The organism is Kitasatospora sp. SC0581, from assembly GCF_048159585.1.
Lineage (GTDB): Bacteria > Actinomycetota > Actinomycetes > Streptomycetales > Streptomycetaceae > Kitasatospora.
In genome coordinates, this window is record NZ_JBLRWA010000002.1 from 522,505 (window position 1) to 542,891 (window position 20,387).

Annotated in this window: 18 protein-coding genes; 5 read left to right on the plus strand and 13 right to left on the minus strand. The window is 70.7% G+C overall.

The window, feature by feature from the left end; translation table 11 throughout:
* Positions 1-5: 5 nt before the first annotated feature.
* From ACLWS4_RS05495 to ACLWS4_RS05510, 4 genes are all read right to left on the minus strand, one after another.
* A complete protein-coding gene (locus tag ACLWS4_RS05495; protein WP_388044157.1) occupies positions 6-1,937 on the minus strand; it encodes a branched-chain amino acid ABC transporter permease in 1,932 nt (643 codons plus the stop codon).
* Between the two features lie 5 nt (positions 1,938-1,942).
* Positions 1,943-2,872 (minus strand): branched-chain amino acid ABC transporter permease, encoded by a 930-nt coding sequence (locus ACLWS4_RS05500; RefSeq protein ID WP_049651559.1) that lies wholly within the window; start codon positions 2,870-2,872, stop codon positions 1,943-1,945.
* Between the two features lie 177 nt (positions 2,873-3,049).
* Entirely contained in the window at positions 3,050-4,276 is a 1,227-nt protein-coding gene (locus tag ACLWS4_RS05505) for a branched-chain amino acid ABC transporter substrate-binding protein (RefSeq protein WP_049651560.1), read from the minus strand.
* Between the two features lie 601 nt (positions 4,277-4,877).
* Positions 4,878-5,390: a PaaI family thioesterase gene (locus ACLWS4_RS05510; RefSeq protein ID WP_416873477.1), complete on the minus strand. Its 513-nt coding sequence runs from the start codon at positions 5,388-5,390 to the stop codon at positions 4,878-4,880.
* 224 nt (positions 5,391-5,614) lie between these two features.
* On the opposite strand from ACLWS4_RS05510, the gene polA reads away from it, so the two are divergent.
* Complete coding sequence (gene polA / locus ACLWS4_RS05515) at positions 5,615-8,302, plus strand: DNA polymerase I (protein ID WP_416873554.1); 2,688 nt, start codon at positions 5,615-5,617, stop codon at positions 8,300-8,302.
* 64 nt (positions 8,303-8,366) lie between these two features.
* Here the strand turns inward: polA and ACLWS4_RS05520 are convergent, their stop codons facing one another.
* Positions 8,367-9,359 carry an Lrp/AsnC family transcriptional regulator gene (locus ACLWS4_RS05520; RefSeq protein WP_049651562.1) on the minus strand — a complete coding sequence of 331 codons (993 nt, stop codon included), beginning with the start codon at positions 9,357-9,359 and terminating at the stop codon, positions 8,367-8,369.
* Positions 9,360-9,563: 204 nt separating this feature from the next.
* Between ACLWS4_RS05520 and ACLWS4_RS05525 the strand changes: the two genes are divergently transcribed.
* Positions 9,564-11,144, plus strand: coding sequence for an MFS transporter (locus ACLWS4_RS05525; protein WP_416873555.1), 1,581 nt, complete (start codon positions 9,564-9,566; stop codon positions 11,142-11,144).
* A gap of 187 nt (positions 11,145-11,331) precedes the next feature.
* Here ACLWS4_RS05525 and ACLWS4_RS05530 read toward each other — a convergent pair whose 3' ends face one another.
* The 6 genes from ACLWS4_RS05530 to ACLWS4_RS05555 all read right to left on the minus strand — a co-directional run bounded on the left by ACLWS4_RS05530 (position 11,332) and on the right by ACLWS4_RS05555 (position 15,356).
* Positions 11,332-12,063: a hypothetical protein gene (locus tag ACLWS4_RS05530; RefSeq protein WP_416873478.1), complete on the minus strand. Its 732-nt coding sequence runs from the start codon at positions 12,061-12,063 to the stop codon at positions 11,332-11,334.
* A 24-nt stretch (positions 12,064-12,087) separates the two neighbouring features.
* Positions 12,088-12,774 carry a pentapeptide repeat-containing protein gene (locus tag ACLWS4_RS05535; protein ID WP_416873479.1) on the minus strand — a complete coding sequence of 229 codons (687 nt, stop codon included), beginning with the start codon at positions 12,772-12,774 and terminating at the stop codon, positions 12,088-12,090.
* Positions 12,775-12,870: 96 nt separating this feature from the next.
* Entirely contained in the window at positions 12,871-13,092 is a 222-nt protein-coding gene (gene amcA / locus ACLWS4_RS05540) for a multiple cyclophane-containing RiPP AmcA (protein ID WP_416873556.1), read from the minus strand.
* Entirely contained in the window at positions 13,047-14,285 is a 1,239-nt protein-coding gene (amcB, locus tag ACLWS4_RS05545) for a cyclophane-forming radical SAM peptide maturase AmcB (RefSeq protein WP_416873480.1), read from the minus strand. The genes amcA and amcB overlap by 46 nt, the downstream gene beginning before the upstream one ends.
* 87 nt (positions 14,286-14,372) lie before the next feature.
* Positions 14,373-14,924 (minus strand): hypothetical protein, encoded by a 552-nt coding sequence (locus ACLWS4_RS05550; RefSeq protein WP_416873481.1) that lies wholly within the window; start codon positions 14,922-14,924, stop codon positions 14,373-14,375.
* Between the two features lie 12 nt (positions 14,925-14,936).
* On the minus strand, positions 14,937-15,356 hold the full coding sequence (locus tag ACLWS4_RS05555; protein ID WP_416873482.1) for an ATP-binding protein: 420 nt from the start codon (positions 15,354-15,356) through the stop codon (positions 14,937-14,939).
* Between the two features lie 291 nt (positions 15,357-15,647).
* Between ACLWS4_RS05555 and ACLWS4_RS05560 the strand changes: the two genes are divergently transcribed.
* Positions 15,648-16,526: a glycosyltransferase family 2 protein gene (locus tag ACLWS4_RS05560; protein ID WP_416873483.1), complete on the plus strand. Its 879-nt coding sequence runs from the start codon at positions 15,648-15,650 to the stop codon at positions 16,524-16,526.
* A gap of 291 nt (positions 16,527-16,817) precedes the next feature.
* On the opposite strand, the gene ACLWS4_RS05565 is transcribed toward ACLWS4_RS05560, so the two are convergent.
* Positions 16,818-17,597, minus strand: coding sequence for a GntR family transcriptional regulator (locus tag ACLWS4_RS05565; RefSeq protein ID WP_074000970.1), 780 nt, complete (start codon positions 17,595-17,597; stop codon positions 16,818-16,820).
* A 17-nt stretch (positions 17,598-17,614) separates the two neighbouring features.
* Between ACLWS4_RS05565 and ACLWS4_RS05570 the strand changes: the two genes are divergently transcribed.
* Positions 17,615-18,076 (plus strand): NUDIX hydrolase, encoded by a 462-nt coding sequence (locus tag ACLWS4_RS05570; RefSeq protein ID WP_416873557.1) that lies wholly within the window; start codon positions 17,615-17,617, stop codon positions 18,074-18,076.
* Between the two features lie 207 nt (positions 18,077-18,283).
* On the opposite strand, the gene ACLWS4_RS05575 is transcribed toward ACLWS4_RS05570, so the two are convergent.
* Positions 18,284-18,952 carry an HAD family hydrolase gene (locus tag ACLWS4_RS05575; RefSeq protein WP_416873484.1) on the minus strand — a complete coding sequence of 223 codons (669 nt, stop codon included), beginning with the start codon at positions 18,950-18,952 and terminating at the stop codon, positions 18,284-18,286.
* Between the two features lie 231 nt (positions 18,953-19,183).
* On the opposite strand from ACLWS4_RS05575, the gene ACLWS4_RS05580 reads away from it, so the two are divergent.
* Positions 19,184-20,383, plus strand: a complete 1,200-nt coding sequence (locus ACLWS4_RS05580) for a hypothetical protein (protein WP_416873485.1) — start codon at positions 19,184-19,186, stop codon at positions 20,381-20,383.
* Positions 20,384-20,387 lie beyond the last annotated feature (4 nt).

Below are 20,387 nucleotides of genomic sequence, written 5' to 3' on the forward strand. Positions count from 1 at the left end.
GTCGGTCACGCCCCTGACTTGGTGAGTGCGGTCGGCTCGCCGGCGGCCTGGGCCGGGACGGCGGCCTCGTGGAACTCCAGCTGGCGGCGCCGGTTGGGGATGAGGCCCTCGGGGCGGACCCGCATCAGGACGATGAGGGCGGCACCGAAGGCGAGGAGCTGGTAGTCGGCGAGGAACTCGAGCTTCTTCGGGATGAGGAAGAGCAGGGTGGCGCCGGCCAGCGGGCCGCTGATGGTGCCCATGCCGCCGAGGATGACGGCGGCGAGCAGGAAGGCGGAGTTCGGCGGGAGGGCCTCGGCGAAGGTGTACTGGTCGGGGGTGACGGTGTAGCTGACGTGGGCCTGGACGGTGCCGGCCAGGCCGGCCAGCAGGGCGCCGAGGGCGAAGGCGAGCAGCTTGAGCCGGAAGCCGTTGATGCCCATGGCCTCGGCGGCGGTCTCGTCCTCGCGGATGGCGACCCAGGCGCGGCCGATGCGGGAGTTGCCGACCCGGGCGAAGACCAGCACGACCAGGGCGGTGACCAGCAGCATCAGCAGGTAGTAGTTTGAGAAGCGGCCGAGTTCGACGCCGGCCACGGTGTGCGGTTTGCCGAGGTCGAAGCCGAGGATCTGCAGGTCCGGGATGCGCGGGATGCCGTTGGAGCCGTTGGTGACCTTGGGGCCGGTGGTGCCGTTGAGGTTGAGCATGGTGATGCGGAAGATCTCGCCGAACCCGAGGGTGACGATGGCGAGGTAGTCGCCGCGCAGCCGCAGGGTGGGGGCGCCGATCAGGACGCCGAAGACCATCGAGACGACGGCGCCGGTGAGCATCGCGGCCCAGAACGGGAACTGGACGTGGATGGGCGAGGCGGGGGAGCCGGAGACCAGGGCGGCGGCGTAGGCGCCGACGCCGAGGAAGGCGACGTACCCGAGGTCGAGCAGGCCGGCCAGGCCGACGACGATGTTGAGGCCGAGGGCGACGGTGGCGAAGATCAGGATGTTGGTGGCGACCGAGGTGTACTGGTCGCTGGTCTGGGTGAACGGGAAGCCGGCGGCGGCGGCGAAGGCGGCGCCGGTGGTGACCGGGCGGTGCTTGACGGTCAGCGCGCGCAGCCGGGCGAGCAGGCCGGACCTGGTCAGGGCGGGGACGGCGAGGGCGACGAACAGCAGGTAGCCGGTGAAGAGTTCGCCGTACTCGGTGTCGATGCCGAAGGTGATCGCGAACAGTCCGGTCCCGAAGGCGAGGACGATCAGCAGCACCTCGACCCAGGAGGGGAGGGCCCGCGGCGCGGCCAGCGGGCGGTCGATCCGGCCCAGCCGCAGCCCGCTGTTGGCGAGGTGGCCGAGCTGGAGCAGCAGGACGACGGCGGCCGCGATGGCGAGGCCGCCGGACAGGGCGGTCATGACCGGGGCCACCGGCTTGTCGCCGGGGATGGCGTGGGCGCCGAACCAGGCGGCGGGGGCGACCGGGACGAGCAGGAAGAGGCGCCTGTCGAGGATCCGCAGCGGGACGGCGGTGCGGCGGTCGAGGGGCAGGCCGAGGGCGCCGAGGACGGCGAGCAGGCCGCCCGCGGCGAGCACCCAGCCGCCGGGTTCGAGGTTGGTGGTGCCGCCGAGCTCGGAGGAGATGGCGGCGACCGCGTAGACGGCGACGGTGAGGGCGCCGGTGGCGGCGTACAGGACGGCGTTGTTGCTGCGGGTGGGGGCGGCCCAGCGCAGGCCGGGGACGCCCTGGGCGGCGAGCAGCAGGACCAGGGTGAGCAGGCCGGCGGCGAGGGCGAGCCACTGGAGGCCGGCCGGGGAGCCGTAGTAGGTGAGGTCGCCGGGGAAGTCGGAGGTCCAGGTCCAGGACATGGCGGCGGAGGCGGCGGTGGCGAGGGCGCCGAGTCCGGTGACGGCGGCGGCGGCGCGGGCCGGCAGCGGGATGACCGGGGTCGTCTCGGTGTGGGTGGTGGTCATGGTGGTCACGCCCTGTCCGCGACGCGCTCGCCGAGCAGGCCCTGGGGCCGGATCAGGAGGACGAGGATGAGGAGAACGAAGGCCCAGACGTCCTTCCAGGCGCCGCCCCCGAAGAGGTGCATGCCGGGCAGGTGCTGGATGTAGCCGGTGGCGAGGGCTTCGGCGAGGCCGAGGGCGAGGCCGCCGAGCATGGCGCCGTAGATGTTGCCGATGCCGCCGAGGACGGCGGCGGTGAAGGCCTTGAGGCCGAGGATGAAGCCCATCCGGAAGTCGACCTGGCCGCTGCGCAGCCCGTACGCGACGGCGGCGACGGCGGCGAACGCGGCGCCGATGGCGAAGGCCATGACGATGATGCGGTCGGTGTCGATGCCCATCAGCTTGGCGGTGTCCGGGTCCTGGCTGGTGGCCTGCATGGCGCGCCCGGAGCGGGTGCGGGTGACGAACCAGCCGAGGGCGAGCATGCACAGCGGGGCGGCGATGATCAGGAAGAGGTCGCTGCGCTGGATGGTGACGGAGCCGAGGCTGAACGGGTCGCCGGGGATCTTGGGGAAGACCCGGGCCTTCTTGGCGTCCGGGTAGAAGGAGAAGACGAGCTGCTGGAGCAGGATGGACAGCCCGATCGCGGTGATCAGCGGGGCGAGCCGTGGGGCGTTGCGCAGCGGGCGGTAGGCGAAGCGCTCGGCGGCGACGGCGGTGAGGGTGGAGACCAGGATGCCGGCGATCAGCATGAGCGGCAGGGCCAGCCACAGGGTGGTGCCGCCGGGGAGGGCGAGGTAGGCGGTCAGGGCGCCGAAGCCGCCGACCATGACGATCTCGCCGTGGGCGAAGTTGATGAGCTGGACGATGCCGTAGACCATCGTGTAGCCGATCGCGACGAGCCCGTAGAGGGCTCCGAGGATCAGGCCGTTGGCCAGCTGCTGCGGTAGGTCGTGCACCGCTGGGCCTCCGTAGTGCGTTCGGGGTGTCCGCGTGGGTGGTGGATGTGGGTGCGCGCGGGGGCACTCGTGGCGCCCCCGCGCGTGGTGGTGGTGAAGTGGCGCCGGCGGTGCCGGTGGTGACTGGGCGTCAGTCGGTAGGGCGGTTCTTCGGCCAGTCCCTGAACCGGCCCTGGATCAGCCCTTGAAGGTGCCGGACTTCTCCACGGCCCACTTGCCGTCCTTGACGGTGTAGACGGTGAGCTGCTTGTTGGTGGTGTCGCCGAACTCGTCGAAGGAGACGGTGCCGGTCACGCCGGCGAAGCTGACCTTCTGGACGGCGTCGCGGACGGCCTTGCGGTCGGGGACCTTGCCGTTGTTGTCCTTCACGGCCTGCTTGACGCCCTGGATGATGGCCCAGGCGCTGTCGTACGAGTAGCCGCCGTAGGTCTCGTAGGCGTCCTTGTAGCCGGCCGCCTTGTAGTCGGCGATGAACTTCTTGGCGGTGTCCAGGCTCTCGACCGGCAGGCCGACGGCGGTGGCGTAGTCGCCCTGGCTCTTGGGGTTGAGCTTGATGAAGTCGCCGCTCTGGATGCCGTCGCCGCCCATCAGCGGGATGTTGACGTTGGCCTCCTTGAGCTGGAGGGAGAGCGGGCCGGCCGCGGGGTACTCGCCGCCGTAGTAGACGGCTTCGGCGCCGGAGCTCTTGACTTTGGTGACGATGGCGGCGAAGTCGCGGTCGTCGGGGTTGACGTGCTCCTCGCCGACGAGCTGGCCGCCGAGCTTGGTGAACTCGCCCTTGAAGGTGCCGGCCAGGCCCGCGCCGTAGGTCTTCTGGTCGTCGATCAGGAAGACCTTGGTCTTCTTGGCGTCGTTGTAGAGGAACTGGGCGGCGAACGGGCCCTGGACGGCATCGGTGGTGGCGGTGCGGAAGTAGGACGTGAACGGGCGCTTCTTCTCGCCGCTGGCCCACTTCTCGCCCTGGCTGAGGGCGACGCCGGTGTTGGCGGGGGAGACCTGGACCAGGCTGGCGTCGTCGAAGATCTGCTGCATCGACTGCGACACACTGGAGTTGAGCGGGCCGACGACGCCGAGGACCTTGGGGTCGCCGACCAGCTGGGTGGCGTTCTGCTGGCCGGGGGCGGGCTTGCCGGTGTCGTCGAGGGCCTTGATCTCGAACTTGACGCCGGGGACCTCGTTGGTCTCGTTGGCCTTCTTGATCGCGAGGTCGGCGGAGTTGCGGATGCCGAGGCCGAGGGCGGAGAGGTCGCCGGTGAGCGGGGAGTCGACGCCGATGACGACGGTGGTGGAGCCGGAGTTGGAGTTGCCGCCGTCGGCCTTCTTCTCTCCGCGGGAGCCGCAGGCGCTGAGGCTGAGGGCACCGATAACGGCAATGCTCACGACAACTGCTGAACGGTGACGCACGAGGGTCCCCTTCGGTTCAGGAGGCGCCCGCGCCGGAGTGGCGGGAGCCGGAGTGCGCGGAGGGCCTGGCCCAATCGAATGGCGCGGTGACTGGCCGTGACTCTAGATGCCCTTGGGCGACTCGGGCAGTACTGGGCGCAGGCTGTGATTCTCTTGTTATGAGCACACGGAGTATTTGTCTCACCATGTGGTCGTTCCGGTTCGATCGATCCCGAGATGGCGGGCGTTTACGCGCTGGTAGGGCGATGTAAGGCCCAGAAATGGGGGTTGCAGCTGGCAGCGCCGATTATCGGACGCTCGTGTCCGATGCCCTGCTTCCGACCTTGAGCGTCCGCATTGCGGACAACGGGGGCGCGGCCGAGTGGTCCCGGGGCGCCTGAAGGCCTCGGAACCGGCAATTGATCGGATTTCCTACTTGTTACGCAGCGTTACGAGCGCGGGATGTGTGCCGACCGCGCCCGGACATGTGAACGCCCCCTTGTCCAGACCAACGCCTGCCCAAGGTGGCGGAAGGTCAAACAAGGGGGCGGAAAAGGGACTTGATGTTGTCCGGAGTGAACTCCGGTCCGCTGTGCGGACGTTGTCACGCCTCGGAGTTCGGTCAGAGGTCGCGCAGCATGCAGGTCAGCCGGCAGCTGGTGATCCGCCGGCCGGTGTCGTCGGTGATCACGATCTCGTAGGTGGCGGCGGTGCGGCCCTTGAACACGGCCGTCGCCACCCCGGTCACCAGCCCGGAGGTGGCCGAGCGGTGGTGGGTGGCGTTGAGGTCCACGCCGACCGCGTAGCGGCCGGGGCCGGCGTGCAGCATCGCCCCGATCGAGCCCAGCGTCTCGGCCAGCGCCGCCGACGCGCCGCCGTGCAGCAGCCCGTACGGCTGCTGGTTGCCCTCCACCGGCATGGTGCCGACCACGCGGTCGCCGGAGGCCTCGACGATCCGGATGCCGAGCTTCTCGCCGAGGTGGCCGCCGGAGAAGGTCTGCGCGTTCACGCCGAGCTTGGCGAAGTGGTCCAGCACGTCCTGCGGGACGTTCAGGACGGGCGTGCCGTCGTGCGCGCTGTCGGGGGCGGTGCCGGGGACGGTCTCGGGGGCGGTGTCGGGGACCGCGTCGGTCATGGGGGAACTCCTGCCGCTCGGGGGTGTGCCGCCTGTGATCGTACGACCGTCCTACTCATAGGTAGCAGCGGTGGCCGGACCGGCGCGGCGTCCTTTTTGTCGGTGCCGGGCCATAGGATCGGTGGCCGGTAGTGGAATCGGCAGGAACGGACGTTGACGTGGCTACGCAGAGTACGGACAAGGGCGCGACGGGTGGCGGCGGGGCCGGCCCGCGGCCCCGGCTGATGCTGCTCGACGGGCACTCGATGGCCTACCGGGCCTTCTACGCCCTGCCCGTGGAGAACTTCAACACCTCCACCGGCCAGCCCACCAACGCGGTCTACGGCTTCGCCTCGATGCTCGCCAACACCGTCCGGGACGAGCAGCCCACCCACCTCGCCGTCGCCTTCGACCTCTCCCGGCAGACGTTCCGCTCCGTCGAGTTCCCCGACTACAAGGCCAACCGCGCCAAGACGCCGGACGAGTTCAAGAGCCAGGTCGGCCTGATCGGCGAACTGCTCGACGCCATGCACGTCCCCCGGCTGACGGCCGAGGGCTTCGAGGCCGACGACATCATCGCCACCCTGGCCACCGCCGCCGAGGCGGCCGGCTACGACGTCGACATCGTCACCGGGGACCGCGACTCGCTCCAGCTGGTCACCGACCACGTCACCGTGCTCTACCCGACCAAGGGCGTCTCCGAGCTCACCCGTTACACCCCGGAGAAGGTCGCCGAGAAGTACGGCGTCACCCCGCGCCAGTACCCGGACCTCGCCGCCCTGCGCGGCGACCCGTCCGACAACCTGCCCGGCATCCCCGGCGTCGGCGAGAAGACGGCCGCCAAGTGGGTCAACCAGTTCGGCTCCTTCGACGAACTCGTCGCCCGCGCCGACGAGGTCAAGGGCAAGATCGGCGAGAAGCTGCGCGACCACCTCGACTCGGTCAAGCGCAACCGGGTGCTCACCGAGCTGGTCCGCGACGTCGAACTCCCGCTCGGCGTCACCGACCTGGACCGCAAGCCGTTCGACAAGGACGCCGTCGGCACCCTGATGGAGTCGCTGGAGTTCCGCAACGCCAACTTCCGCGACCGCGTCTTCGGCATCGACCCGTCCACCAGCTCGGACACCGCCGAGGCCGAACTCGCCCCCGGCGTCGAGGTGGACGGCGAACTCCTCACCGACCCGGGCACCCTGGCCGCCTGGCTGGCCGAGCACGCCTCCGACGGCAAGACCACCGTCGCCCTCGCCGCCGTCTACCAGTGGGCGCTCGGCACCGGCGAGGTCACCGAAGTCGCCCTCGCCGCGGGGGAGACGGCCGCCTGGTTCGACCCGGCGCTGCTCGCCGAGGAGGACGAGCGGGCCTTCGCCGGCTGGCTCGCCGACGCCGCCGCCCCCAAGGCCCTGCACATCGCCAAGCAGGTCATGCGCGCCTTCGCCGAGCGCGGCTGGACGATCGACGGCGTCGTCGCCGACACCGCGCTCGCCGCCTACCTGATCAAGCCCGGCCGCCGCACCTTCACCCTGGAGGTGCTCGCCGAGGAGTACCTGGGCCGCTCGCTCACCCCGGCCCCCGCCACCGAGAGCGGCCAACTCTCCTTCGACGCACCGGAGGAGGACGAGACGGCCGCCGCCCGGTCGCTGATGCTCCAGGCCCGCGCCGTGCTCGACCTCGCCGCGCTCTTCGACACCCGCCTCGCCGAGGTCGGCGCCGTCGAGCTGACGCGCGACATGGAACTGCCCATCGCCGCCCTGCTCGCCCGCATGGAGCGCTACGGCATCGCCGCCGACCGCGAGTGGCTCACCCGGCTGGAGGCGCAGTTCGCCGCCGAGATCCAGCGCGTGGTGGAGGAGGCGCACGCCGCCGCCGGCCGCGAGTTCAACCTCGGCTCGCCCAAGCAGCTCCAGGAGATCCTCTTCGGCGAGCTCGCGCTCCCCAAGACCAAGAAGATCAAGACCGGCTACACCACCGACGCCGACGCGCTCACCTGGCTGGCCACCCAGACCGACAACGAACTGCCGGTCATCCTGCTGCGCCACCGCGACCAGGCCAAGCTGCGCACCACCGTCGAGGGCCTGCTCAAGACCGTCTCGCCCAAGGGCCGGATCCACACCACCTTCAACCAGATGGTCGCCGCCACCGGCCGGCTCTCCTCGCAGGACCCGAACCTGCAGAACATCCCGGTCCGCACCGAGGAGGGCCGGGCGATCCGCCGCGCCTTCATCGTCGGCGAGGGCTACGAGTCGCTGCTCACCGCCGACTACTCGCAGATCGAACTGCGGATCATGGCGCACCTGTCCGAGGACGAGGCGCTGCTGGAGGCCTTCGCCTCCGGCGAGGACCTGCACACCACCGTCGCCTCCCAGGTCTTCGAGGTGCCGGGCGCGGCGGTGGACGCCGAGATGCGCCGCAAGATCAAGGCGATGTCCTACGGCCTGGCGTACGGGCTGTCCGCGTACGGGCTCTCGCAGCAGCTCGGCATCAAGCCGACCGAGGCCCAGGGCCTGATGGACACCTACTTCGAGCGCTTCGGCGGCGTCCGGGACTACCTGCGCCGGGTCGTCGACGAGGCCCGGGCCACCGGCTACACCGAGACCCTCCTCGGCCGCCGCCGCTACCTGCCGGACCTCAACAGCGACAACCGCCAGCGCCGCGAGATGGCCGAGCGGATGGCCCTCAACGCCCCGATCCAGGGCTCGGCCGCCGACATCGTCAAGATCGCCATGCTCCGGGTCGACGAGGCGCTGCGCGCGGCCGGCCTCACCTCCCGGATGCTGCTCCAGGTGCACGACGAAATCGTGCTGGAGCTGGCCCCCGGCGAGCGCGAGCGGGTCGAGGCCGTCGTCCGCGAGCAGATGGCGGGCGCCTACCCGCTGCGCGCCCCGCTGGACGTCTCGGTCGGCGTCGGCCCGAACTGGGAGGCCGCCGCGCACTGACGGGTGGCCTTCGGGCGGGTCCGGGCGCGCGAGGCGTCCGGGCCCGTTCCTCGGTGCGCCCGCGTCAGCCCAGCGGGGGGTGGATCAGCCGTCCGTGGTGGATCAGGGACACGGACTGCTTGAGGCGGCGGACGCGGATGCTGATCTCGTAGCCCCTGATGCCCTCGATGCGGGCCAGGCGGCCGCTGAGGTAGCGGTAGAAGTCGGGGGTGTCCCGGCAGATGACGACGGCCATGAGGTTGTGCCTGCCACTGGTCGCCGCGACGAAGGCGCATTCCTCGTGCCGGCCGAGCTCCTCGCCGATCCGGTCGAGTCCGGGCAGGTCGACCTGGAGCCAGAGGACGGCGTTGAGCTCGTAGCCGAGGCGCTCCGGCAGGATGTCGATGCCGTAGGCGAGGGAGCCGGAGGCCTCCAGGGCCTCCAGCCGGCGGGCGACCCGGGGCGTGGACCAGCCGGTGACCTCCGCCAGGCGGGTGTGGGAGGCGCGGCCGTCCTCCGCCAGGGCCTCGAAGAGCGGGAGGTCCTCGTCGGCCGGGGCGAGCGGCGGCCCGGCGGCCACGGGGCGCTCCGCCGTCAGCAGTCGCACCTGCTCGTCGGTCAGGGAGCGCTCCCCGCCGGCCCAGCCGACCGCGTCCGGGGCGCCGAACGCGTGCAGGAGGAGGTCGACGCTCATGTCGAGGACCGAGGCGGCGCGCGGGAGCTGCCGCAGCAGGACGTCGTCGCGCCCGGTGCCGGCGGCCGAGCGGATGGTGCAGATGATCTCCGACCCGCCGGAGGCGATGCTGGCGTAGCCGACCTCGGGCCTGCGGGCCAGGGAGTCGGCGACGGGCCCCACGGCCTCCGGGCGGCAGCGCAGCCGCGCGACCCACTCCGCCTGCCCGTGGGCGGACGGGCTCCGCTGCCCGATGACGCGCAGGATCCCGCCGCGCCGCAGCGCGTTGTAGCGGCGGGCCACGGTCTGTTCGGACACCCCCACGACCTCGCCGAGGCGGCGGAACGAGACCCGGGGGGCGCTGTAGAGCCCGTGGATGATTTTGCGGTCCAGATCGTCAGGCACGGAGGAATCCTGACACAGGCGCGGGCCGGAACGGAGGTTCCGGTACGTCTGCCGGGATCGCTTGGGGATTCCCCGCCCGTGGGGCCGAAGCTTTGCGGTGCCCCAGCAACCGGTGCCCGCGCGGCATCCCGCAGTCGAAGGAACCACCCCGTGAACTCCGCAACGGTGCAGCGCCCCGTGGCCGGACGAGGCGTCACGCTCGTCATGGCCTGCCTGGGCGTCTTCGTCGCCTACCTTCCCGTGACCACCGTGTCCGTGAGCCTGCCGGCGCTCCAGCGGGTGCTGGGCGCCTCGACCTCCCAACTGTCCTGGGTCTCGGACGCGTTCGTGCTGCCGATGGCCGCGCTGATCCTGACCACCGGGGTGTGGGGCGACGTCCACGGCCGCAAGCGGGTGTTCCAGGCGGGCATGGCCTTCTGCGCCCTGGGCGCGGCCGTCTCGCTGACCGCGGACTCGGTGCAGCTGCTGTGGGTCGGGCAGGCGGCCTCCGGACTGGGTGCGGCTGCCCTGCTGCCCACCACGCTGGCCCTGATCAGCCACGCCGTCCCCGACCACCGGGAGCGCGGGAGGTTCATCGGCCTGTGGGCGATGTCCATGCTGGCCTCGCTGGCCATGGGACCGCTGATCGCCGGGCTGCTGCAGCAGCACGTCGCGGTGCGCTGGATCTTCCTCCTGCCGATCCCGGTGTCCCTGGTCGTACTGGTCGTCGCGGCCTTCCTGCTGCCCGACTCCCGGGCGCCGCACGGCCGGCGGCTCGACTGGCCCGGGCAGATCAGCGCGGCCGTCACGGTCACCGCCGTCGTCTACGGCGTGATCGAGGGCGGCGCCGACGGCTTCGGCACGCCCTCCGTGGTGGCGGCCCTGGTGATCGGTGCCGTGAGCGCCGTCGCGTTCGTCCTCGTGGAGCGCCGCAGCGACAGCCCGATGCTCGACCTGGCCCTGTTCCGCAGCCCCGCCTTCGCCGCCACGTCACTGGTCGCCATGATCAGCTTCCTGGGGCTGATCGGCTTCTTCTTCGTCCTGAGCCTGTACTTCGGCCTGGTGCAGCACCTGAGCACGTGGGAGGCCGGACTGCGGATGGTCCTGGTGTCCGGGACGTCCCTGGTCGCGGGCGTCCCCGTCGGACGGCTGATGCACCGGGTGTCCCCCCGAGTCATGATCACCACCGGTCTGGTGGTGATGGCGGGCTCGCTGCTGTCGCTGACCGGCGTCGACGCGGGCACCTCGTACGGGTCGCTCACCTGGCGCCTGGTCCTGCTCGGCCTCGGCATCGGCGCCGTCCTCACCCCGATGACGGCCTCCGCCGTCTCCTCCGTACCGCACCACCTGGCCGGCATGGCCGCGGCGGGCAACAACGCCTTCCGCCAGCTCGGCGGCGCCCTCGGCCCCGCCGTCCTCGGCACCCTCCTCACCACCCGCGCCCTCGACGCCCTGCCCGGCCGCCTCACCGACGCCGGCGTGCCCACGGAGACCGGCGGCCACGTCCTCGCCGTCGCCCGGGAACAGGGCCTCGGCGCCGTCGCCGGGCTCGACCTCGGCCCCGCCACCAGGCCGGCCCTGAGCGCGCTCAGCGGCTCCTTCCTCGACGGCCTCCAGCTCTGTCTGGTCGTGTCGGCCTCGCTCGCCCTGCTGGCGGCCCTCGCCTGCGCCGTCCTCCTGCGGCCCGCTGCGCCCGCCGCGCCCGGCCGCCCTGGCACCGGAGCCCCGGCGCCGCGGACCGCCGCCGGCCCCGTCCTCGTCACCGCGGGCAGCGCGTCCACCCAGGGGCCGCAGCGCACCCCGTGACAGCGGGTGGCTAGGCCGACCGGCGCTCCGGGGCGATCCCCGTGGTGCGGTGGCCGCCCTTCGCCGTCCGGACCGCCCCAACACGTGCGCAGGAAGTCGGCCCCGCCGACTTCCTGCGCACGTGTGCTCCCGCCGACGGCGGCGGTCCGCGGTGTCACCCGTCGCAGCCGGCCTCGTGTCCGGTCGGTCAGATCAGGGAGGGGAACGCCCCGATCGGCCAGTGGTCGAGCCAGAACGCGGCGGTGGAGGGCTCGGGGAGGTCCGTTGTGGAGCCGTCGTGGGGCAGTAGTTCGGTGGGGGCGAGGTACCCCTCGCCGGGGTCGATCCGCAGTCGCAGGCAGCGGAGCGGATGCCCGGCGCGCACGTAGGCGCGGATGTCGTCGGTGTGCGGGTGGTGCGCCGGGTCGTCCCTGCCGAGGCGCCGGCAGATGGCCGACACGTCGGTGTTGCCGATGAGGAGGTAGCGGGAGCCCGGGCCCGCGTTGAAGCACAGTCTGCGGCGGGACAACCGGCGTCGGGCGTACGGGAGCCGGTCCCAGTTGTCGAGGTGGATGCCGAGCCGCTTTCCGTTCGCGGGGTTCACCGTGACGGTGAGGTCGCCTGCGGGGCTGGTGGCGTGGTTGGCGTAGCGGGTGCGCGGTGTGGGGGTGAATGGCGGGCGGACCGTCCACCAGGGGGCGTCCGTGGTCTCCGGCGGGCGCGGGGCGGGGAAGGCGACGAGTTCTACGGCCTGGGCTTCCGGGGCGTTGCGTGGTGCGCGCAGGAGTTCGGCCTCGGTGGGGCCGATGGGTGTCCACGGGCCGGCCGGGACCACAGCCCCCTCCTCGTGGGCCGGACGGCCGTACGCGACCGCCACGGTGGCGATCTCGCAGCGGTCGCGGAGCTCGGCGTAGTCGGTGAAGACGATGAACGGCCTCACATGGGCTCTCCCTTCGCGTGGTGGTCAGCGGCTCTGCGGCAGGTCCTCGCTGTAGGTGACGTTCAGTTCGGCGAGGAGGGCGTCGGTGATCTGGAGCTGCTGGGCGCGGCTGACGACGGCTTCCCGCAGGTTGCCGACGCCGCGAACGGCGGACAGGTCGCTGCCGCTGAGGTCGAGGCCCTTGTACGTGCCGGTCCCGAACGCGGTGGCGAGCAGCGTGCAGTCGCGCAGCACCACGTCGGTGAGGTCGCAGCCGGTGAAGGCGGCCTCGGTGAGCACGCACCGGTCGAAGACCAGCGGGCCGCTCGCGCGGATCCGGTCGAAGGTGGCGTAGTCGAGGCGGCAGTTCTCGAACAGGACGTTGTCCAGGACGGCGCCCGTGATGGCTGAGCCCATGAGCCGGCAGCCGCGGAACAGGGTGCGGGAAGCCTTGCTGCCGCTCAGGTGGAGCGCGCCGAGGTCGCAGGCGGTGATCTGTACGGAGCTGAAGCGGACGTTCTCGATGGTGGTGCGCTGGGTGGAGACGTTGTGCAGGATGCCGTTGCGCAGATCGGCCTCGGTGAGGTCGAGGTCCCGGATGTCCTGATCCGTGTAGCGGAACTCGGTGACGGTGCTGCCGGGCCTGGGCGGGGAGGCGATGACGCCCAGGTAGGGGTCGTCGTCCAAGTCCGGGAGGGTGATGGTGGTACGGCCGTAGTGGCGGGTGGGCACGCGGTTCTCCGGTCGATGATCGGGCGCCGACCCGCTGCCCCGGGAGGCGGCGGGCCGACGGGGTGGGAGGAGGGCCCCATTGTGCTGCCGGTACTGTCAGCGGTTGGACCAGTCGGACCAGGACGGCCCGTTGTTCCAGTTGTCCCAAGGGGCGCTCTGCCAGTTGTCCCAGGACGGGGCGTTGTCCCAGGGGCCTCCGCCGCTGTTGTCCCAGGTCGGCTGGTTGCCCCACTCGATCGTGGGCGTCCCGTCCGACGTAATGACGGCGGCGATCAGATCCGCGACGGCGGGGGCGTCGTCGGCGGCGAGCTGTTCCAGAACGGTCGCGTGGCTTGCTCCTCGCGTACGGTGTCGGCCAGTGCCAGGACCGGGGCCTGCTCGGTGACGCGGCAGTAGTCGGTCTCGGCGACGGCGAAGGTCTGGTGCTCGAAGTAGCGGTTCCCGGCCTGTGAGCCCCGGCAGTAGTCGAAGAACTCGCAGGTGGACTCGCACTCCTCCAGGCCGGTCAGGAACTCGCCCACGTAGGTCAGTCGGTGTGCCTGGCCCAGGATGGCGCCGATCGACTGTTCGAGGATGTTCCCGGCCCGGAAGTCGTTGTAGGCGGGTGCGGTGACACCCGCCAGTTCGGGTGACAGCAGGAACACGTCGCCGTTCTTGGCGATGGTCGGCAGCGGGTCCGCGCGGCTCAGGTGCGTACGGTCGGGCCGCTGGGCGCGGCTCATCCGCAGGTACCGGCCGAGGCGTTCCAGTTCCCGTACCGGGGCGGTGCCGCCCGGCTGACGGCGCGACCAGGCAAGGACCTTGCGCCAGAACTCGACGGCCTGTTCGCGGGTGGGCGGGTGCCGCTCGGTGTTGACGCCCTCCGACTCCTCGATGTTGAGGCCGATACTGACCGGCCGGAGTGCGGCGAGGAAGTCGAGGAGCCGATCGGGATGGGTGATGGTCTCCCGGCTGACGACGGCGATCAACGAGAAGGGGACACCGTGGCGCCGCAGTCGCTCGATTCCCTTCATGATCCGGTCGAACGCCGGGCGGCCCTTGCGGTCGATGCGTCGCGCCGTCAGGTCCGCAGGGCCGTCGACGCTGACACCGACCCGGAACCCGTACTCGGTCAGGAGGTCGCACCACTCGTCGTTGAGCAGGGTGGCGTTCCTCTGGACGGCGTGCTCCAGCAGGCCCTTGCGGCGTAGTTCCTCGAACGGCCGGAGCAGTTCCGTGAACCGCCGCCGCCCGAGTGCCAGCGGCTCTCCGGCGTGCCAGATCAGCCCGAGGGGCTTTCGGGAGTGGCCGCCCATCAACTCGCCCACCAGCTCGCTCTCCGACCGTGCGACGGCTTCGGCGACCGCTGTCGGCATGGGTGCCTTGGCATCGCGGTCGGGCAGGTAGCAGTACGTGCAGTCCAGATTGCAGAAGCCGGTCGGCTGGATCACCAGGTTTCGGGGAACGCCGTGGATCCGGTGTCGGTAGCGGCGCAGCAGGGCGGTCTCCTGCGGGACTGTCGCGGGGTTCACAGTTGGCCCTCTCCGTTCTGCGTGATTCCGGGGCTGGGCTGTTGCGTAGGAAGTCGGACCGGCCGACTTCCTGTGCACGGTGGGGGGTCAGGTGCGGGCGGCTTGGGTGCGGCAGTGGGTGAGGGCGTACTTGATGCGGGTCTCGGAGTGGTGGGTGGTGGTGAGGAGTTCGCCGGCGGTGGTGAGGGCGGTCCAGTAGAGGGTGGGGTTGCCGGTGCGGGGCATGGGGTGAGTGGTGGTGAGGGAGAGGTAGGCGGTGGTGAGGTTGCCGGTGGTGAACCAGCGGGTGAGGCCGTGGTGGTGGCCGGGGCGGAGGCTGCCGTGGGCGTCGATGGCGGTGAGGAGGTGGTCGACGATGGCGAGTTCGGTGTCGGTGAGGGACTTGGGGATGTCGAAGACGCCGAGGGCTTCGAGGAGTTCGCCGGTGTCGGTTTCGGTGCCGGGGGTGGGGTTCGCGAGGAGGGCGTCGTAGCAGTCGTTCAGGCGGCGGGTGGTTTCGGCGTGGGGGATGGTGAGGGCGAGGCAGACGGCGCGGGCGGAGGGGAGGGGCTTGCGGGTGCGGCGGGCGAGGAGGGCGTAGGTGTCGGCGGGGGTGCGGCCGCGGGAGAGGGCGTGGCGGGCCAGGGTCGTGAGGTGCATGGGGGCGGGCTTTCAGATGGTGGTGGCGGGGGCGATGTGGGCCCAGATGAACTTGCCGATGCCGCAGGGGCGCGGGGTGCAGCCCCAGCGTTCGGCGAGTTCGTTGACGAGGAAGAGCCCGCGCCCGTGCTCGTCGGAGGGCGCGGCAGCTCGGAGGGTGGGGTGGCCGCTGCCGGCGTCGTGGACCTCCAGCCGGAGGCGGGAGTCGATCAGAGCGAAGCGGATCTCGATGTGACGGTCGTCGGGGGCGTCGGAGTGCTGGACGGCGTTGGCGAAGAGTTCGCCGAGGAGCAGTTCGGCGGTGTCGCGGTAGCGGTCTCCCGAGGGCAGCCCGGAGAGGTATGCCCGGAGCAAGTACCGTGCCAGGGGCGTGGATTCGGTGCGGGAGTCGAGCCGGGCGGCGAACGCGCGGGGGCGGCGGGACGTGGGCATGGGGATACCTCGGAAGGGGCGTGCGAATGGGGGAGCACCGTGGATTGGGCGCGCTTGAGGTGACCTCGCTCTGATGCCGGGAGCGATGCCATGAATGAAGTCGGCACCCTCCCTACGGGCGAATCAGAGGCTTTTGGGCGCCAGTGGGAGCGGGGGCTGTGGGAGGGTGACCGGGATATCCGGGCCGGTGGCCCGGGAGCCGGTCCGTCTCGGCTGCCACGCGCACCGACGCGCCCCCGAGGAACGGCGCCGGCAAGATCGGCAAGGGTCTCTCATGTTGGGGTCGGTGTTATGGGCGTCACGCTGGGCGTGGTGGTGCTGACGATGGGAAACCGGCCGGCGGAGCTGACGGCTTTGCTGGACTCGGTGCGGGCCCAGGATGGCGGCAGCGACGGCGTGCGGACCGTGCTGCTCGGGCAGGGCGTGGAGCTGCCCGAACTGCCGGACTGGGTGGACCCCGTGGAACTGCCGGAGAACCTCGGCATCCCCGGCGGCCGCAACGCCGGCGTCGAGCGGCTGCGCGAACTGGGCGATACGGACGTGCTGGTCGTCCTGGACGACGACGGCCTGTTGCCCCGCACCGACACCTTCCGGTTGGTCCGGGAAGCCTTCGAGCAGGACCCGCAGCTCGGGATCGTGTCCTTCCGCATCGCGGACGAGACCGGGTTCACCCAGCGCCGGCACGTTCCCCGCCTCGGTGCCAGTGACCCGATGCGGTCCGGGCCGGTGACCACGTTCCTGGGCGGCGGCCACGCCATCCGGATGAGCGTGATCGACCAGGTCGGGCTGTTCCCCGGCGCGTTCTTCTACGCCCACGAGGAGACCGACTTCGCCTGGCGCGCCCTGGACGCGGGCTGGCACATTGACTACCGCGCCGACATGGTGCTCCAGCACCCCCGCACTGACCCGGCCAGGCACGCCACCTACTACCGGCTGACGGCCCGCAACCGGGTCTGGCTGGCCAAGCGCCACCTGCCGGCCATCCTGGTGCCGGTCTACCTCACCTCCTGGGCGGCCTACACGGTGGTCCGCCGGCCGCCGCTGTCCGGTCTCAAGGCGTGGTGGTCCGGCTTCTTCGAGGGCGTGCGCACGCCCTGTCCGCCACGACGGCCGATGCGGTGGAGCACGGTGTGGCGGATGGCGAAGTTGGGTCGGCCGCCGGTGTTCTGACAGCCGACCCAGGAGCTCGTGTGGGCGTCGGCGGGGGCGATAGCAGGTTTTGACCATGGCGAAGTACCCCAAGGGAACCAGTGTGTGCGGATGGAGAGACTCGTCGTGCCTCACGTTCCTGCTGCGACGCCATCCAGCGGCCGGGTGGCACGACTCGGCCATCTCCTGTAAATGAGACCACACCATGCACTTATGTACATGAGTAGCGAATAGAAGAGTGCCCTACTCCTGTGCATGAGTCAACCCGTCGCGAGAAGAATCTCGCGACGGGTTGAGGGAGTTGATGGCTAGTCAGTCATGCGCGGGGAACCGGTAGTCGAGAACGAACTGGTCGGCGGCCATGACGGTGTCGCATACCTCCACTACCCGGCCATCTGTAGTGATGGCATCGCGAACGAGATGGATCACTGGCGCGCCGGGGCTCAGGGTGAGCGCTCTGGTCTCGGGCTTGGTCGCGAGCCGGGCCCGAACGGACTCGGTGAACTCGGCCAGAGAGTAGCCGTGCTCTTCGAGACGGGCGTAGATGCCGCCGCCGCCAGGGTTCTCGGCGAAGACTTCAGGGATGTCCTTGGCCACATCCCACGGCAGGTACGACGTGGCTTCCTCGGTTGGTGTCCCATCGCGGAAGTACCGGCGCTTGCGAGCCAGTACCTGGGTGCCGGTGGGAAGGCCCAATCGATCGGCGATCTCAGGAGGCGCTTCTGTCGGGCCCACGAACAGCACGGTCACGGATGGGATGCCGCCAGAGGTCTCAGCCTCGGCGAGGTACGCGGCCTTGCCGGCCTTGCGATGGGCGCGGCGGAATCGGTCTGCGGACTTCCGCTGTACCGGCGGGCGGGACCGGACGAACGAGCCTCGACCGTGGTGCGTCTCGATGAGTTGAGCTGTTCGGAGTTCGGCGACAGCCTTGCGTGCTGTCCCGGACGCGACTCCGTATCGCTGCATGAGTTCGGCCTCGCTCGGCACGATCGCGCCGGGAGGCAGGGCACCCGACTTGATCTGTGCGGCGAGGTCGGCCGCTATCTGTAGGTACTTCGCTGTGGCCGACGAGGCCACCTCACCACTCGCCATAGTCCTTCAGGGCTCCTATTCTCCTGCACATGAGTAACAGTGCAGGGAAGGCCCGGTCAATGCCACTCCACTCGGTGTCCGTCGCCGGAGTGGTGGTGCGCGAGGACGGCTGCGTGCTGGCGATTCGTCGGGCTGACAACGGAACTTGGGAACCCCCGGGTGGCGTGCTGGAACTGGGCGAGACCATCGAGGACGGCGTGCGCCGCGAGATCTACGAGGAGACCGGGATCAAGGTCGGCGTGGAGCGGCTGACCGGCGTCTACAAGAACGTGAGCCGAGGGATCGTCGCCCTCGTCCTTCGCTGCCGACCGGAGAGCGAGGCGATGCGGCTCTCGGAGGAGTCGGTCGAGGTCGCTTGGCTCTCGCCGGCCGAGGTCTCCGAACGCATGGCCGAGGTCTATGCCGTACGTGTCCTGGACGGGCTTCGGGGCGACGCTGCGCCAAGTGTCCGGGCTCATGACGGTCGTCACCTGCTGTGACAGGCCAGGCGGCGGAGGTGGTGGGCCATGTCCAGGCGTGTCTAGGAGGGTGCCCCGGACGCTCCGCGGCGGACTCACTGGTTTTGGCCGCTTCCATGGTCGTCCCGACATCCGGAAGCGGTTGGCTGACTGGCGCTCCGGGGCGATTCTCGTGGTGCGCCAGCCACTGTTCGTTGTTCGGCCGCAGGTCCAACGCGCTGTGAAGGCTCAGAGCTCGGCAGGGAATCCCAGCAGAGCTGCGATCCGGGCGGGAGTGCCAGGCTGCCCGTCGGCGAGGACGGTGGTGATGCCGAGTTCCTCGGCCGGGGGCAGGTTCCTCGGGTGGTCGTCCACGAACAGGCAGGCCTCGCCGGGCAGTTCGAGTCGGTCCAGGGTGAGCCGGTAGATCGCCGGATCGGGCTTGGCCACACCCTCCCGCTCGGAGATCACCGTCACGTCGAACAACTCCCACACGCCCAGGGCCTCGTACGGGTCGTACGGATCGAGGCCGAAGGAGTTGGAGAGCAGCGCGACCTTGAGGCCGGCCCGCCGTGCCGAGCGGGCGAGCGTGATCATGTCGTCGGCGGGCCGGACGCCCGACCATGCCCGGCCCATCAGGTTCTCGTGCTCCGGCACGCCGAGGATGGGAGCCACCCGCCGGTTCCACTCCGCCTGGCTCAGCCGTCCGGCTTCGAGCTCGGTGTACAGGCGGCTGGCTTCCGGCTCGTAACCGAGCGTCTGCCGCCACGCCCCGGCGTCGAGGCCCTGGGCGAGGCACCACTCGCCGTGTGCGGGGCCGGCGTTGGCGGTCAGTACGCCGACGAAGTCCAGGATCAGAGCTGCGAAGGGGAGTCCGGCCTCGCCGGGACGGGTGGCGGTCGGGGCGGTCAGTGCCATCTGGGTGTCGTCCTCCGGGTGAGTGGCCTCCTCGGGACCGTACCCGCCGCCAGGCAGGGGGATGGCACTGTATCCGGCTGTCGGACAGGCAGCCGGAGCGGAACGGTCAGGATGCCTCCGCCGGTATCCCGTTCACCGAGCAGGGGTGTCCTACAGTTCATCGGAACAGAGCCCATGGTGCCGCTGGGTGCGGCACGCTTGGCTCCTGCCTGGAAGTACCGAAGGAGCATCGTGCCCAGCGCGCCCGTGGCAGATGACCAGCCCGCCCCATCCTCCAGTGTCGAGCAGTGGCGACGGGTGCGCGGCTTCCTGAACGACCAGCGTCACGCGTTGACCGGGCGGCTGCTGGTAGAGAGCACGCCCGGGAGTCTCATCCCGGGGACACCCCTTCTGGCCCGACAGCACTGGATTCCGGAACAGCCGGTGCCGCTGGAGCACGTCCGGCTGAGCTGGAAGCCGGACGCGCCCGCGGCACCGTTGGACGGCGGTGAGCCCGAGCTCGATCACATCAGACCGCACCGGGAGGACGGGACCCTCTACCGTACGTACGCGGACGCGGTCCGGGATCTCGCCAAGCCGAGGCTCTTCGAGAACCGAAACTGCTATCGCCTGCTCGACGTCGAGGGATCAACCACGGGTCCGAGGCTGACCTTCGGTCGGGGCCGGTACTTCGACGTGATCAACATCTGCGAGGCTGCCGCGCACGAATACGCCGCGGCAGCCCTGGCGAGCCCGGACACGCCGGTGGATCCTGTGGCAACGCCCTTCCGCGCGTCCATCGCCGATCCGACCGACCTCCTGCATCGGCCCGTCATGGCGGCAACGAGCACGCTCACCATCCGGAACGATCGGGCAGCCGGCGAGGCCGAGTTCGTGCTGCACTGGCGCGACCCCGAGAAGGTCGCCAGCGGTGGAGGCCTCTACCAGGTCATGCCGGTCGGGATGTTCCAGGCGTCCCACGACGCACCATGGAACGAGGGGAACGACTTCGATCTCTGGCGGGCGATCCTCAGGGAGCTGAGCGAGGAACTGCTCGGTGACACCGAGGACTACGGAAGCGACCGGGCGCCCATCGACTACGCGGCCTGGCCGCTCAACAAGACGCTCACCACTGCTCGCGAACACGGGAGACTGCGGGTCTTCTGGCTGGGCCTGGGCATGGATCCGCTGACGTTCGTCACCGACATGCTGACCGTGGCCGTGTTCGACGCCGACCTGTTCGATGAGACGTTCCAGCGGATCGTCTCGACCAACGACGAAGGCCATCGGGTCGGACCGGAGGACGCGACCGGGTGCTCGGTCGGGATTCCGTTCGTTGCCGAGCAGGTGGACCGCCTCACGGGCACCGAACCGATGCAGCCCGCCGGTGCGGCCCTTCTGCGGCTTGCCTGGCAGCACCGGGAGGCTCTGCTGGGAGAGGCCTTCCGGTAGGAAC

Coding starts and splice junctions, on each gene's coding strand:
- ACLWS4_RS05495 (WP_388044157.1), bottom strand. CDS start 1,937: ATGACCACCACCCACACCGAGACGACCCCGGTCATCCCGCTGCCGGCC.
- polA (WP_416873554.1), top strand. CDS start 5,615: ATGCTGCTCGACGGGCACTCGATGGCCTACCGGGCCTTCTACGCCCTG.
- ACLWS4_RS05575 (WP_416873484.1), bottom strand. CDS start 18,952: ATGGCACTGACCGCCCCGACCGCCACCCGTCCCGGCGAGGCCGGACTC.
- ACLWS4_RS05560 (WP_416873483.1), top strand. CDS start 15,648: ATGGGCGTCACGCTGGGCGTGGTGGTGCTGACGATGGGAAACCGGCCG.
- ACLWS4_RS05555 (WP_416873482.1), bottom strand. CDS start 15,356: ATGCCCACGTCCCGCCGCCCCCGCGCGTTCGCCGCCCGGCTCGACTCC.
- ACLWS4_RS05565 (WP_074000970.1), bottom strand. CDS start 17,597: ATGGCGAGTGGTGAGGTGGCCTCGTCGGCCACAGCGAAGTACCTACAG.
- ACLWS4_RS05550 (WP_416873481.1), bottom strand. CDS start 14,924: ATGCACCTCACGACCCTGGCCCGCCACGCCCTCTCCCGCGGCCGCACC.
- ACLWS4_RS05510 (WP_416873477.1), bottom strand. CDS start 5,390: ATGACCGACGCGGTCCCCGACACCGCCCCCGAGACCGTCCCCGGCACC.
- ACLWS4_RS05525 (WP_416873555.1), top strand. CDS start 9,564: ATGGCCTGCCTGGGCGTCTTCGTCGCCTACCTTCCCGTGACCACCGTG.